This window comes from Halobacterium sp. MBLA0001 (assembly GCF_049705385.1).
GTDB classification, from domain to species: domain Archaea; phylum Halobacteriota; class Halobacteria; order Halobacteriales; family Halobacteriaceae; genus Halobacterium; species Halobacterium salinarum.
Genome location: NZ_JBNAMQ010000007.1, coordinates 447,392 through 461,315 on the forward strand (window position 1 = coordinate 447,392; position 13,924 = coordinate 461,315).

The 13,924-nt window shown below is 66.9% G+C and carries 11 protein-coding genes; 10 read left to right on the plus strand and 1 reads right to left on the minus strand.

The window, feature by feature from the left end:
• The first annotated feature begins 46 nt into the window (after positions 1–46).
• The 9 genes from ACOZ32_RS03520 to ACOZ32_RS03560 all read left to right on the plus strand — a co-directional run bounded on the left by ACOZ32_RS03520 (position 47) and on the right by ACOZ32_RS03560 (position 12,266).
• A complete protein-coding gene (locus tag ACOZ32_RS03520) occupies positions 47–904 on the plus strand; it encodes a CBS domain-containing protein (RefSeq protein ID WP_010903755.1) in 858 nt (285 codons plus the stop codon).
• A complete protein-coding gene (gene glyS, locus ACOZ32_RS03525; protein ID WP_205251217.1) occupies positions 897–2,627 on the plus strand; it encodes a glycine--tRNA ligase in 1,731 nt (576 codons plus the stop codon). Before ACOZ32_RS03520 ends, glyS begins: the two co-directional genes overlap by 8 nt.
• Entirely contained in the window at positions 2,624–3,181 is a 558-nt protein-coding gene (locus ACOZ32_RS03530; RefSeq protein ID WP_012289491.1) for a dolichol kinase, read from the plus strand. Before glyS ends, ACOZ32_RS03530 begins: the two co-directional genes overlap by 4 nt.
• A gap of 48 nt (positions 3,182–3,229) precedes the next feature.
• Positions 3,230–5,584: a DEAD/DEAH box helicase gene (locus ACOZ32_RS03535; RefSeq protein WP_424334939.1), complete on the plus strand. Its 2,355-nt coding sequence runs from the start codon at positions 3,230–3,232 to the stop codon at positions 5,582–5,584.
• Between the two features lie 207 nt (positions 5,585–5,791).
• Entirely contained in the window at positions 5,792–7,753 is a 1,962-nt protein-coding gene (locus tag ACOZ32_RS03540) for an ABC transporter substrate-binding protein (protein WP_424334940.1), read from the plus strand.
• Between the two features lie 26 nt (positions 7,754–7,779).
• Positions 7,780–8,760, plus strand: a complete 981-nt coding sequence (locus ACOZ32_RS03545; RefSeq protein ID WP_010903760.1) for an ABC transporter permease — start codon at positions 7,780–7,782, stop codon at positions 8,758–8,760.
• Between the two features lies 1 nt (position 8,761).
• Positions 8,762–9,922: an ABC transporter permease gene (locus ACOZ32_RS03550; RefSeq protein WP_424334941.1), complete on the plus strand. Its 1,161-nt coding sequence runs from the start codon at positions 8,762–8,764 to the stop codon at positions 9,920–9,922.
• Complete coding sequence (locus tag ACOZ32_RS03555) at positions 9,919–10,947, plus strand: ABC transporter ATP-binding protein (RefSeq protein ID WP_338416968.1); 1,029 nt, start codon at positions 9,919–9,921, stop codon at positions 10,945–10,947. The genes ACOZ32_RS03550 and ACOZ32_RS03555 overlap by 4 nt, the downstream gene beginning before the upstream one ends.
• Positions 10,944–12,266 carry an ABC transporter ATP-binding protein gene (locus tag ACOZ32_RS03560; RefSeq protein WP_235218849.1) on the plus strand — a complete coding sequence of 441 codons (1,323 nt, stop codon included), beginning with the start codon at positions 10,944–10,946 and terminating at the stop codon, positions 12,264–12,266. Before ACOZ32_RS03555 ends, ACOZ32_RS03560 begins: the two co-directional genes overlap by 4 nt.
• Here the strand turns inward: ACOZ32_RS03560 and ACOZ32_RS03565 are convergent.
• Positions 12,263–12,814, minus strand: coding sequence for an Sjogren's syndrome/scleroderma autoantigen 1 family protein (locus tag ACOZ32_RS03565; protein ID WP_235218848.1), 552 nt, complete (start codon positions 12,812–12,814; stop codon positions 12,263–12,265). The two genes, ACOZ32_RS03560 and ACOZ32_RS03565, sit on opposite strands and share 4 nt — an antisense overlap.
• Positions 12,815–12,989: 175 nt before the next feature.
• Between ACOZ32_RS03565 and mdh the strand changes: the two genes are divergently transcribed.
• Positions 12,990–13,904 (plus strand): malate dehydrogenase, encoded by a 915-nt coding sequence (gene mdh / locus ACOZ32_RS03570; protein WP_424334942.1) that lies wholly within the window; start codon positions 12,990–12,992, stop codon positions 13,902–13,904.
• The last annotated feature ends 20 nt before the right edge of the window (positions 13,905–13,924 follow it).

Genomic DNA, 13,924 nt, shown 5'->3' on the forward strand with positions numbered 1-13,924 from the left:
CAAGCTGTCGTAGCCTACAAATGGGTGGGGCAAGTACGACGCCCACATGAACGTCGCTGACGCGATGACACCCCGGGACGACGTGGTGACGGTCGAGCTGCCCGGGACGCGGGACGACATCCTCGAATACCTACAGGAGCGGGCGTTCTCCGCGGTGCCCGTGGTGAAGGCAAGCGAGGACGGCGAGCGGTATCGCGGACTCATCTCCCGGGACGACCTGATCGAGCGCCCCGAGGAGGACCAGCTGGCGTTGCTGATGCGGGACGTGCCGACGACCACCCAGGACACGACGGTCCCGGAGGTGGCGTCGCTGATGGTGGACTCCGGGACGCGACGCGTGCCGGTCGTCGAGGACGAGCGCCTGGAGGGCATCGTCACGGTGACCGACGTGGTGCGTGCGATCGCCGACGGGCAGGCCGACGGCGACACCGACGTCGGGGGGCTCGCGCGCCGCGACATCAACACGACCTACGAGGGCGCGCCGCTGACGGTCGCCGAGCGCAGCATCTCGTACGCTAACGTACCGTACTCGGTGGTGCTCGGGGAGACCGGCGACATGGCGGGGATGGTGACCGAGGTCGACATCATCGACGTGGCGCGCGTCGTCGAGGGCGAGGACAACACCGGTGATTCGATGGCCGCCGACGACGACGACTGGAAGTGGGAGTCGATCAAGGCCGTCGGCAGCCGGTATCTGCCGACGCGGAACGTCCAGATCCCCGCCGAACCGGTGCGGGAGTTCATGACCAGCGACGTCGTGACCGTGACCGGCAAGCGGACCTCCAGGGACGCCGCCCAGACCATGCTCGACACGGACATCGAGCAGCTCCCACTGATGTCCGGCGACGAGCTCACCGGTATCGTACGCGACGTTGACCTGCTGGCTGCGCTCACCGATGAGTGAGACGGTGAGCGAGCTCGCGCGCCGGCGCGGGTTCTTCTTCCAGGCGAGCGAGGCGTACGGGGGCGCGGCGGGGTTTTACACGTACGGCCCGGAGGGCGCGGCGCTGAAGCGCAACATCGAGGACGCGTGGCGCGACCGCTTTGTCACCCGCGAGGGGAACATGGAGATCGATTCGCCGACGGTGACGCCGGAGCCGGTGTTCCAGGCGTCCGGCCATCTGGACGACTTCGACGACATGCTCGTGGAGTGTCCGGACTGCGGGGAGAGCCACCGCGCCGACCACGTCATCGAGGACAACACCGACGTCGAGGACGCCGAATCCATGCCGACCGACGAGGTCGAGGCGCTCATCGCCGACCACGAGTTGGTGTGTCCGGCGTGTGGCGGCCCGCTGGCCGGCCAGTCGGTGACCGGCTTCAATCTGATGTTCGACACGACCATCGGGCCCGGCGACGGCGACCCGGGGTATCTGCGCCCGGAGACCGCCCAGGGGATGTTCACGGAGTTCCCGCGGCTCAAGGAGTACGCCCGCAACCAGTTGCCGTTCGGCGTCGCCCAGGTCGGCACGGGGTACCGCAACGAGATCAGCCCGCGCAACGCCCTGTTGCGGACCCGGGAGTTCACCATGGCGGAGCTGGAGTTCTTCGTGGACCCCGCCGACGACGGCCCCGCCCTCGACCGGGTTGCCGACGTGGAGTTGCCGCTGTACCCGGTCGACGCACAGCAGGCAGCCGGCGAGGAGTACCTGCGGCTGACGCCCCAGGAGGCCCTCGCCGAGGGCGTGGTGGGCGGCGAGTGGGTGGCGTATTTCCTCGCGCGCTCCAAGCAGTGGTTCGAGCGCGTCGGCGTGGACATGGACCGGTTCCGGTTCCGCCAACACCTCCCCGGCGAGCTGGCGCATTACGCGTCGGACTGCTGGGACGCCGAGGGTGAGGTCGACGGCGACTGGGTGGAGTTGGAAGGCGTGGCGTCGCGGACCGACTACGACCTCTCGAAGCACGACGAGCACGCCGATGACAGCTTCACCGTGTTCCAGGCGTACGACGAGCCCAAGACCGTTGAGCGGGCGAGCGTCGACCCCGAGATGTCGTATTTGGGGCCGGAGTTCGGCGGGGCTGCGGGCGACGTGGCCGACGCGCTGGCGGCGCTGGCGGCCCGTGACCGGGCGGCCTTCGACGGCGACGAGGTCACGGTGGACGTCGACGGCGAGGCGTACACCGTGCCCACCGAGCGGACCGGCTTCGAGGTCGCCGAGGAGACCGAGTCGGGCCGCCACATCATCCCCCACGTGGTGGAGCCGGCGTTCGGGATCGGGCGGGCGGTGTACACGGCGCTGGCGCACTCCTATGAGGCCGACGAGGTCGACGGCGAACCACGGGACGTGTTGCGGCTGCCCGCCGAGGTCGCGCCGACGACGGTGGGCGTGTTCCCGCTGATGGACAAGGACGGCCTGGGCGAGCGCGCCCGGGAGATCGCGGCGGAGCTGCGGGCGGCCGGGCTGGCGGTGACCTACGACGACTCGGGGAACATCGGGCGGCGGTACCGCCGCCAGGACGAGGTCGGCACCCCGTACTGCGTCACGGTTGATTACGAAGCGCTCGAAGAGGGCGCGGTGACGCTGCGGGATCGGGACACCACAACACAGGTTCGCGTGCCGATCGCGGAGGTGGCGGAGACGCTGGTCGGGCTTCGAGACGGCGAGTTGCGTTTCGAAGCGCTGTGAGCGAACTCCGCCGGCGGCTCGTGCACGCCAGTGGCGCGGTCATTCCGGCGGGGTTTCTCGGTGGTGTCGTGTCGTGGCGGGTCGTACAGGGGTTGTTCGTGGTGGGCGCAGCCATTGCGGTCGTGTTGGAGCTGCTGCGGCTGTCCGGGCGCGTGAGCTGGCGGGTGTACGACGCGCTCACGCGAGAGTACGAGCAGGACAACCCCGCGGGGTACGCGCTGTACATGCTCGCGGGGGCGGCGACGGTGGTGGTGTTTCCCGCGAGCGTGGCGGTGCCGGCGGTGTTGATGTTGTCGATCGGCGATCCGGTCAGTGGGTTGTTGTCGGGGAGCGGCACGGGGCTCAAGCAGGGGTGGGTGTTGTTGGCGACGTTCGGGGTGTGTCTGGGGATCGCGAGCCTGCTTGCGGTGCCGCTGTCTGCTGGGGTGGCGGGTGCGGTGACCGCGACGCTGGCCGACGGCACGACACCGGTCGTTCGCGGGTACGTCATCGACGACAACGCCTCGATCCCGCTGGGGTCGGCGGCCGCGATGTGGCTGGTGGCGGCTGTCTGAGCGCGGGACGCGAACGCTTAACCGAGCGACCGACGTACTCGTGGGCGAATGTCGGAGGAGATGGGGTACGTCGACCATCCGATGCTTGCTGATGGTGTGATCGAGGCGCGCCAGTACCAACTCCAGTTGGCGGCGGCGGCCCGACAGGGGCACACGCTGGTGTGTCTGCCAACGGGGCTGGGGAAGACGACGGTGAGCCTGCTGGTGACGGCGTATCGGTTGGCCGACGACGCGGGCGGGACGGCACTGCTGTTGGCACCGACGAAGCCGCTGGTCGAACAGCACGCCGGCTTCTACCGGGAGGCGCTGGCGGTTCCCGACGACGACGTGGTGGTGTTCACGGGGGAGACGCGACCGGACGACCGGCGTGCGGCGTGGACCGACGCCAGGGTCGTGGTCGCCACCCCGCAGGTCGTCGAGAACGACCTCGTGGGCGGCCGCATCGACATGGACGACGTGGTGCATTGCACGTTCGACGAGTGCCACCGGGCGACCGGTGATTACGCGTACACATACGTTGCCGAGCGGTATCACGCCGATGCGGCCGCTCCACTGGTGACCGCGATGTCCGCGTCGCCGGGCGGCACCGAGGCGGAGATCCGGACGGTGTGTGAGAACCTCGGCGTGGGGAACGTGGAGGTGATGACCGAGGACGACGCCGATGTCGGCGAGCACACCCACGACACTGACGTGCAGTGGGAGCGCGTCACGCTCCCCGAGGAGATCCTGGAGATCCGGGACGCGATCAACGATGTGATCGAGGATCGCCTGGCGAAACTCCGGGAGATCGGCGTGACGAAGGCGTCCAGTCCGGACATCAGCCAGAAAGACCTCAACGAGATCCGGGCGCGCCTCCAGCAGCTCATCGACGACGACGACAGCGACGGCTACCAGGGGATGAGCGTGCACGCCGAGGTGATGAAGCTCAAGCGCGCCGTCGAGCTCGTCGAGACCCAGAGCGTGGAGTCGGTGCGGCGGTATTTCGAGCGCCAGCGCAACGCCGCGAACACCTCCGGGGCGTCGAAGGCCAGCCAGCGGCTGGTGAGCGAGCCGGCCGTCAAGCGGGCGATGCGGACCGCCAGGGAGTTCGACGGCCTGCATCCGAAGTTCCGGCAGGCCAGGATGTTGCTGGCGGAGACGCTGGGCATCGAGGACGGGGACCGGGTCATCGTGTTCACGGAGTCGAGGGATACCGCCGAGGCGCTGACGGCGTTTCTCGGCGAGCATTTCGACACCCGGCGGTTCGTCGGGCAGGGGGATGCCGACGGCAGCGACGGGATGACCCAGACCGAGCAGCGCGAGACGCTGGCCGAGTTCCGGAACGGCGACTTCGAGGTGCTGGTGTCGACGAGCGTCGCCGAGGAGGGGTTGGACGTGCCGGAGGTCGATCTCGTGTTGTTCTTCGAGCCGGTGCCGACGGCGATCCGGTCGGTCCAGCGGAAGGGCCGAACCGGCCGCCAGACGGCCGGCCGGGTCGTGGTGTTGCTGGCGGAGGACACCCGCGACGAGGCGTATTTCTGGATTTCCCGCCGCCGCGAGCAGGAGATGACCGAGGAACTGCAGTCGCTGAAGGGGCGTGCCGACGAGTTGGAGACCGAACTCGGTGGGGACGGCGCACAGCAGGCCTTAGACGAGTTCGGGGACGCCGAGGCGGCCGGCGAGGAGCCGGCGGCACCGGCTCCCGAGGACGTGTCCGACGGCGAGGACACCGAGGGCGTGGCGGCGCGTGTAGACGGTGCCGGCGAGGCGGTCGAGGTGGTGGTGGATCAGCGCGAACTGGATTCGACGATCGCGCGCGAGCTCTCGAAGCGCGACGGCGTGGAGACGCGCCTGGAAACGCTCGCGGTGGGGGATTACGTGGTGTCGGATCGCGTGGCCGTCGAGCGCAAGTCCCACAGTGATTTCATGGACACGCTGCTGGGGAGCGAGCGCTCCATCTTCGAGCAGGCCAAGGAGCTTGCGCGCCAGTACACGCGGCCCGTGCTGGTGGTCGAGGGCGACGGCGACCTCTACGCCGAGCGGAACGTGCACCCGAACGCGGTTCGGTCGGCGATGGCGTCGCTGGCGGTTGATTGGGGGCTGAGCGTCATGCATACGAACGGCGAGGGTGATACCACGGAGATGATCGAGACCATCGCCGAGCGCGAGCAGACCACCAACGACCGCGCGGTGAGCGCGCACGGCGAGAAAGCTGCGAAGACGCAGGGCGAGCAACAGGAGTACGTGGTGTCGTCGATCACCGACGTGGGGCCGGTGACAGCGCGCTCGCTGCTTGACACGTTCGGGAGCGTGGAGGCGGTGATGACAGCCAGCGAGGACGAGCTCACGGCGGCCGATGGCGTCGGGGCAGTGACCGCCGAGCGGATACGCGGGGTCGTTGGGACCGAGTATCAGCCGGAGTGAGCGCGGGCAGAATATCGTTTCGCTGAGAGGTCTGTGTGGCGGCTGTGTTCGGTGAATCGCCGGTGGGGCGCGCTCAGCCGCGGTTCGGCGTGCTGGGCGATCAACCCCGGTCGTTGGATCGGCGCAGCCGTTTCTCACGACTCGTCGTGTGGGCATACTGAGCTATCATGGGAAACATATATACCATATGTATTGTATGTGTGTGCCATGGCAAATAGAGACAACCATGCGAGACCATCACGACCAAACACGGATCAGTCCACCAGCGAGGCGCACTCGCGGCGGCGGGTGCTGAAAGCGCTCGGCGCGACCGGGGTTGCGGCGGGCGTCGCGGGCTGTCTGGGCGGCGGCAGCGACGACTCGGCGGCGACCGCGACCAGCGAGGAGACGTCGTCGCCGGACACCGAGACGCTGCAACCCGAAAACATCCCGCGGGGTGGGACGTTCAAGGTGGCAACGACGTCGACGACGAACGGCCTGAACGCGTTCCGGATCGGTGACGGACAGACCTCCGCTCGCGTCAATTCAGTGATGGATGCGGGGTTCTCGCGGACCGGGGAGGCGTACGAGGACATCCTGCCGCTGTGGTTCGAGGACTTCTCGGTGTCCGAGCCCGTCGACCAGATCGAGATCACGCTCCGGGACAACCTCGAATACGGCAACGGCTACGGGGAGTTGACCGCCGACGACTACCTCTGGAACCTCAACAACCTCTGGCGGCCGGACTGGACGGCGTTCACCTACAGTCACCTGTTCAACGTCGGGGCTGACAACACCCCGATCACGTTCGAGAAAGTCGACAAGTACACGATCCGAGAGACGATCCCGGAGCCGCGACCGTTTTTCCCGTACAACGAACCCCTCGGCGGGATGTACCCGATCCCGAAAGCGCTCGCGAAGCCGTACGTCGAGGCCGAGGACGCCGACGGCCTCGAACAGGACGAGGAGGTGATGCGGGCTGCGTTCAACGGCAACCTCGGGCCGTGGGATCTCAAGCGCTGGTCCCAGCAGTCGGTCATGGCCTTCGAGCGGGCTGAGGACTACTACCTCCGGCAGTGGGCGAAACGCGACGACCGCGTGCCCGAGGTGATGGCGAACGCGCCGTATTTCGACGAGTTCCACATGCAGTACTTCAACAAAGCGAGTACGGCTCGTGAAGCGCTGAAAGGCGGGGAGATAGACCGAGTGAGTATCCCCTCCACGGACGTCCCGGAGTTCCGCGACCAGGGCGGTATCGAGCTGTATAAGAACCCGTACCGGTCGTGGTCCGGGTATCTGGGGATCAACCACCGTGCGAACGGCTGGACGCAGCTCCGGAACAAGAAGGTCCGGCACGCGATGGCGCACATCTATCACAACGAGTTCATCGTCGAGAACATCCTCAACGGGCGGGCCGGCGTCCAGAACACGCTGCATCCGACCTGGGGGCCGTACGCGCCCGAGAACCCCACGACGTTCTCGGGGTCGCTGGACGAAGCGCGCCGCCTCCTCAAGGAGGGCACCTCGAACGACTACGGGTACAGCGGCGACACCTTCGTTGGACCGGACGGCAACCAGGTCGAGTTGACCATCGTCTACCAGTCCGGGCAGACCGACGACCTGCGGGCGGCCTACCTGAAAAAGCGCCTCGGGAAGGTCGGCATCAAGCTGAACCAGGAAACGACGTCGTGGCCGAACCTGATGAGTAACTACTTCAAAACGACGGAGACGGCACCAGGCTTCTCGGGGGAGCCCGGATACGGCGACGAGAACAGGCAGCCGTCCGACTACAACCGCGGCCCACAGGACGAAGCGGTGTCGGCCCAGCCGTGGGACTTCATGCTCACACTCGGCTTCGACTATGGACCGAACACGCCCGCCAGCACGATCACGAACCTCTTCGGCACCGAACAGTCGTTTAACTCCTACGGCTATGCGCCGGATAGAGACCTCGTTGGAATGCGTGATGCGGCCCAGACGGCTGCGAGTCGCGACGCCGCGAAGGCGAAGATCACGGAGATGCTGGAGTACCTCTCCGAGGAGCGGCCGGTGATCTTCGAGTACAACCCGTACAACTTCTACGCGTACAACGACAGCGTCGAGAACGTCCCGGACAGCCCCGCAAACGACTACTACGTCGAAGAGCGGTATTCGGAGATGTACTTCTCCGACGGAGCCAGCGGCCGCTAAGCCACCAGTTCAGAGGGATCACAACTATGAAATGGTACATCGTGAAGCGCGTGCTCTGGACGTTCGTGGTGATGTGGATCGCGTTGACCCTGACGTTCGGGCTGCTCGTCGCGTCGCCGGACACCGGACAGACGAAGTCGGTGATGAGTTGTTCGGCGTCGGGCGGCGACGCACAGCAGTGCAGAGAACAGTACCGTGAACGGCAGAACCTGGACAAACCCATCACCGAGCGGTACGTCAACTACGTGACGAACATGGCGACGCTGAACTGGGGGTGGTCCGAATCCCGGTCGCAGTCGGTGATGGCGGCGATCTCGGAGGCGTGGCCGTACACCGCCCAGTACGCCATTCCCGTGCTCGTGGTGTCGACGATACTCGGGTACGGGCTGGGCCTGTATTCGGCGTACAAGCCGTACACGAAGGCGGACTACCTGGGGTCGTTCGTCGGGTTTTTCGGCATCAGTATTCCGAACTTCTGGTTCGCGCTCGTGCTCATCATCCTGTTAGGAACGCACTTCGAGTTCATCTCGACGTACTACCAGAGCGGCATCCCGATAAACCAGGGGTGGGCCTCGATGGCGAACATCACACAGCTCCTGATACCGAGTTTCGTCCTGCTCACGGCCTCGCTGGCGTGGCAGATGCGGTACTCTCGGGCGCAGGCCATCGAGCAGATGAACCAGGAGTTCGTGAAGGTCGCGAAGGCGAAGGGGGCCAGCCAGTGGCGGCTCATGATACACCACGTCTTCCGGATGGCCGCGGTGCCGCTGACGACGAGTTTCGTCAGCAGCCTGCTGGCCATCTTCTGGTCGGGGTCGGTCATCATCGAGCAGATCTTCTCCATTCCCGGGCTGGGGTTGATGACGTTCACCGCGATCACCGAGCAGGACACGACGCTCGTGCTCGCAACCACGATGATCACCGTCTTCCTGGCGATCATCGGGAACCTCATCGAGGACGTGTCGTACACCATCCTCGACCCACGGATCGACTACGGTGATCGGTAGTATGGCCGCCGAAGACGCCGACACCGCTACCTTCGAGGACATCGACTGGGACGCCCAGGGGATCTCGACGCTAGGTGTCTCACGGGCCGGGCTCGCGGAGCTGCTGTCGTATCTGGGTCTGATCGTGGCGTTCGTCTACGACTACACGTGGAACACTGGGCCGCTGGTGTTTCGCTGGGACGTGTTGAGCGTGGAGTGGCTGTTCATCGGGACGCTCATCGCCATCGTCTTCCACGCGGTGATTCCGCTCTCCCAGAAGCCGCGGCTGCGGGCGTTCTACTGGCAGCGGTTCAAGAAGAATCAGGTCGCCGTGGTGGCGCTGGGCTGGCTGGCGGTCATGTTCGTCGTGGGGGTCCTCGGGCCGCTGCTCATCGACCCGCCGACGACCCAGTTCACCAACCAGAGCGTGCCGCCGGTTGGCATGAGCACGACCGTCGGTGGCGTCGTGAAAACCGGCACCTGGCAGTACCCACTGGGAACGTCCGCGAAAGGCCAGGGCATCCTCACGCTCGTGGTGTACGGGATGCGCGTGAGCATGGAGGTCGGGCTCATCGCGACCATCTTCTCGGTCATCATCGGGTCGGCGGTCGGTGCCGTCGCGGCGTTCGCGACGTCGGTCGGCCGCGGCCGGATCGACGAGCTGCTGATGCGGTACGTCGACGTGCAGTCGGTGTTCCCGGATTTCATGCTGTTGTTGTTGTTGACGTACTTGTTCGGGAGCGAGCTGTGGATGATCATCCTCCTGTTCGGGTTCTTCAGTTGGGAGGGGATCGCTCGGACCGTGCGCGGGGAGGCGTTGCAGCGCGCCTCCGAGGAGTACATCACGGCCGCCGAAGCCTCGGGTGCGAACATGCTCTACATCGTGCGCCAACATCTCATTCCGAACTCGGCGAACAGCATCATCATCAGCGCGACGGTCGGGATTCCGGGGTTCATTCTCGGCGAGGCGTCACTGGCGTTTCTCGGGTTCAGCGACCCGACGACGTACTCGTGGGGGCGGACCATCGCCGCCGGGCAGGTGAACCTCGCCAGCGCGTGGTGGATCGCGACGATCCCCGGCGTGTTCCTGTTCCTGACGGTGCTGTCGTTCTACTACGTCGGGGAGTCGTTGCGTGACGCCATGGACCCCCGCCAGGAGGTCGACGGAGGTGGGGGGCTGTGAGCGAGCCGTTGCTCTCGGTGTCGGACCTGGAGACGCAGTTCCACACCGACGCCGGCACGGTGTTCGCGGTGGACGGGGTGAGCTTCGACGTCGACCACGGGGAGACCGTGGCGATCGTCGGGGAGAGCGGCAGCGGGAAGACGGTCACGAGTGAGTCCATCACGTCGATTCTCGACACGCCGCCGGGGGAGATCGTCGGCGGGACGATCACCTTCGATGGGATGGACCTCACGACGCTCTCGGAGACGGCACTCCAGGACGTGCGCGGGAAGCGCATCAGCCACATCTTCCAGAACCCACAGAACGGCCTGAACCCGGTGTATACGGTTGGCCGCCAGATCGGGGAGGCGATCCGGATCCACGACCACGGCGACCCCGAGGTGCCGGTTCAACGGCAGGTCGTCGACCTGCTGGATAAGACCGGGATTCCGGAGGCGAGCGCGCGCGTCGACGACTATCCACACGAGTTCTCCGGCGGGATGAAACAGCGCGTGCTCATCGCGATGGCGCTGGCCTGTGATCCCGACCTGCTCATCGCCGACGAGCCCACGACGGCCCTCGACGTCACCATCCAGGGCCAGATCCTGCGGTTGCTCGAAGACCTCCAGGCCGAACACGACATGGGGATCATCTTCGTCACCCACGACCTGGGGGTGGTCTCGGAGATCGCGGATCGCGTCGTCGTGATGTACGCCGGGAAGGTCATGGAGACCGGGACCGTCGAGGACATCTTCCGGAACCCGTCGCATCCGTACACGCGGGCGTTGATGGACTGTCTGCCGGGGCGTGGCGGGTCGATGGATCGGATCGAGGGGTCGCTGCCCGACGTCACGGACCCGCCGGCAGGGTGTCGGTTCTCGCCGCGCTGTGAGCACGCCACCGAGGCGTGTCGGAGCGGCGACCAGCCGCCGTTGTGGGGCGTCGACGACGGCGACACCCACGAGGCGTCGTGTGTCTACTACGACGCCGAGCACGACGAGGGGGAACTGGCCGGCGGCGAGGACGCGACTGGAGGACACCAATGAGCAAGCAGATCGTGAACACGGAGTCGGACGCCACGGAATCGTTGATGCGAGTGGACGGCCTCAAGAAGCATTACCCGATCACGGAGGGCGTACTGCGGACGGAGGTCGGACGGGTTCGCGCAGTGGACGGGGTGTCGTTCGAGGTGCGGGCGGGCGAAACCCTGGGGATCGTGGGGGAGTCGGGGTGTGGGAAGTCGACGGTGGCGGAGTCCGTGCTCCGGCTCACGGACCCGACCGCCGGCAGCGTCTACTTCGACGGGGAAGACGTCACCGCGTACGACGACACGGCGTTGAAGCGGTTCCGGCGGGAGGCCCAGATGATCTTCCAGAACCCGGATTCGAGCTTCGACCCGCGGATGACCACCGGCGAGTCGGTCGCCGAGCCGCTCAAGATCCACGGCGTGGGGCCACGCAGCCGGCGCTTGGAGATCGCGCGGGATCTCCTCGAACGCGTTGGAATGAGCGGTGAGGACGCCGCCCGGTATCCTCACGAGCTGTCCGGCGGCCAGAAGCAACGGGTTGCGCTCGCCCGGGCGCTGGTGGTCAACCCGCGACTCATCGTCGCCGACGAGCCGGTGTCGGCGCTCGACGTGAGCGTGCAGGCGGAGGTGTTGACGCTGCTGAACGACATCCAGGCGGAGTTCAACCTGGGGGTGCTGTTCATCAGCCACGACATGGGGGTGGTGCGCGAGGTGTGCGATCGGGTTGCGGTGATGTACCTGGGTGAGATCGTGGAGATGGGGCGGACCGAGGACGTGTTCAACGACCCCGAACACCCCTACACGCGGGCGCTGCTTCGGTCGATTCCGACGGTCGGGGTGGAGTCCCGGGGGACCGATGCGGGGCTTCGTGGGGAGGTCCCGCCGCCGTCCGATCCGCCGACGGGCTGTAACTTCCACACGCGGTGTCCGGAGGTGATCCAGCCCGACGGCTACGACTTCGAGCAGGCGCATTGGCGCGGCGTGATGAACCTCCGGGTTGCGGTGGAGCGCCACGGCGTCGACGTTGCGGGGCTTCGGGCGTTCGTCGGCGTGGAGGACGACGCGTCGGTGTCGCCGGCGGACGCTGACGCGATGAAGGCGGAGCTGCGCCGCGAGCACGACATCCCCGAGACGCTCACCGATCCGTCGGCGGAGGCCACCCTGGAGGCGGCGCTGGACGACATCGTGCGCGGCGACGTCGAGGACGGGCGGGCGGTGCTCGCCGAGGAGTTCGAGACCGTCTGCGAAGGGGAGTCGCCGCCGTTGGACGAGGATGGGACGGGGCGGCCGACCGCGTGCCACCGCGACGGCGCGGCGGCACGAGGAGGGGACGACTAGGGCCGGAGGGTGTCGAGGGCGGCGGCGGCTTCGTGAGCCGCTTCGAGGTATTCGCGGGCGGTTCGGGGGTCGTCGGCGTCGCTCGCGCGGCGCGCGAGCGCGGCGATGGTGGATTCGAGTTCCTCAGTGGCTGGGGTTGTGGGTTCGGCGGTGGGGGCGTGTTCGGGGCGGTCGCGGGCGGCAGCCGTCGGGACGTCGTCGGTTGCAGCGGCCGTGCTGGAGGAGGTGTCGGGCGTCGTGGGTGGCGAGGACGGTGGCGTTGCCTGTGGGTCCGCGGGGGGTGAGCGGTCGGGCGCGGACTGCGTCGTGGCAGTGGGGTCGTCGTCGTTGTCATCGTCGTGTTGGCACGTCGGGCAGAACGTCTCGCCGTCGTGCCGGAACAGGGGGGTGCCACAGCGGTCGCAGTGGTCGTTGGTCATGGTTGCGCCCTGCAGGAGGAGGTCGCTCATGCGTGCGGTTTCCTCGCGGTCCTGTTGGTCTGCGTTGTATTTCTCGCGGAGTTCCTCGCGGGCGGCTTCCTTGTCGAAGCCGTCGTCGGTGTTGCTCATGGGTGGCGTATCGGTCGGGAGCGTCGAAAAGGCTGCGGGCGATGGCGAACACCACCTGTATTCGATGCGTGTCGAACCATGATTCGGTGGTTGTCGGGCTTTCGGGCGGTGTTCGTGGCATCACGCCGGGGGTATCGAAGCGCTTAACGGATTCGCCGGTGGTGAATTACGTGATATGACGAAAGTCAGCATTGTGGGTGCGGCCGGAACGGTTGGTGCTGCCGCAGGCTACAACCTCGCGCTCCGCGACGTGGTCGACGAACTCGTGTTCGTGGACATCCCCGACAAGGAAGAGGAGACCATCGGCCAGGCGGCCGACGCCAATCACGGCGTCGCCTACGACGCCAACACCGACGTCGTGCAGGGCGATTACGCGGACACCGCCGGCTCCGACGTGGTCGTCATTACGGCCGGCATCCCCCGCCAGCCCGGCCAGAGCCGCACGGACCTCGCGGGCGACAACGCGCCCATCATGGAGGACATCGGCTCGTCGCTGGCCGAGCACAACGACGACTTCGTGACCGTCACCACGTCGAACCCCGTTGACCTCCTGAACCGCCACCTCTACGAGAGCGGCGACCGCGACCGCCACTCGGTCGTCGGGTTCGGCGGCCGCCTGGACAGCGCGCGCTTCCGGTACGTCCTGGGGCAGCGCTTCGATGTCCCCGTCCAGAACGTCGACGCGACCATCCTCGGCGAGCACGGCGACGCCCAGGTGCCCGTGTTCTCGAAGGTACGCGTCAACGGCACCGATCCCGCGTTCAGCGCCGATGAGCGCGAGGAGATCCTCGCGGACCTCCAGGAGTCGGCGATGAACGTCATCGAGAAGAAGGGCGCGACACAGTGGGGGCCGGCGACCGGCGTCGCCCACATGGTCGAAGCCATCCTCAACGACACCGGCGAAGTGCTGCCCGGGTCGATGGTGCTCGACGGCGAATACGGCCTCGACGACGTGGGCCTGGGCATCCCGGTGAAGCTCGGCTCCGACGGCGTCGAAGAGGTCGTCGAGTGGGAGCTCACGGCCGACGAGCGCGACCTCCTGGACGAGGCCGCCGGGAAGCTCTCCGCGCAGTACGACGAGATCGCGTAACGCCCGACTCCGGCTGATTC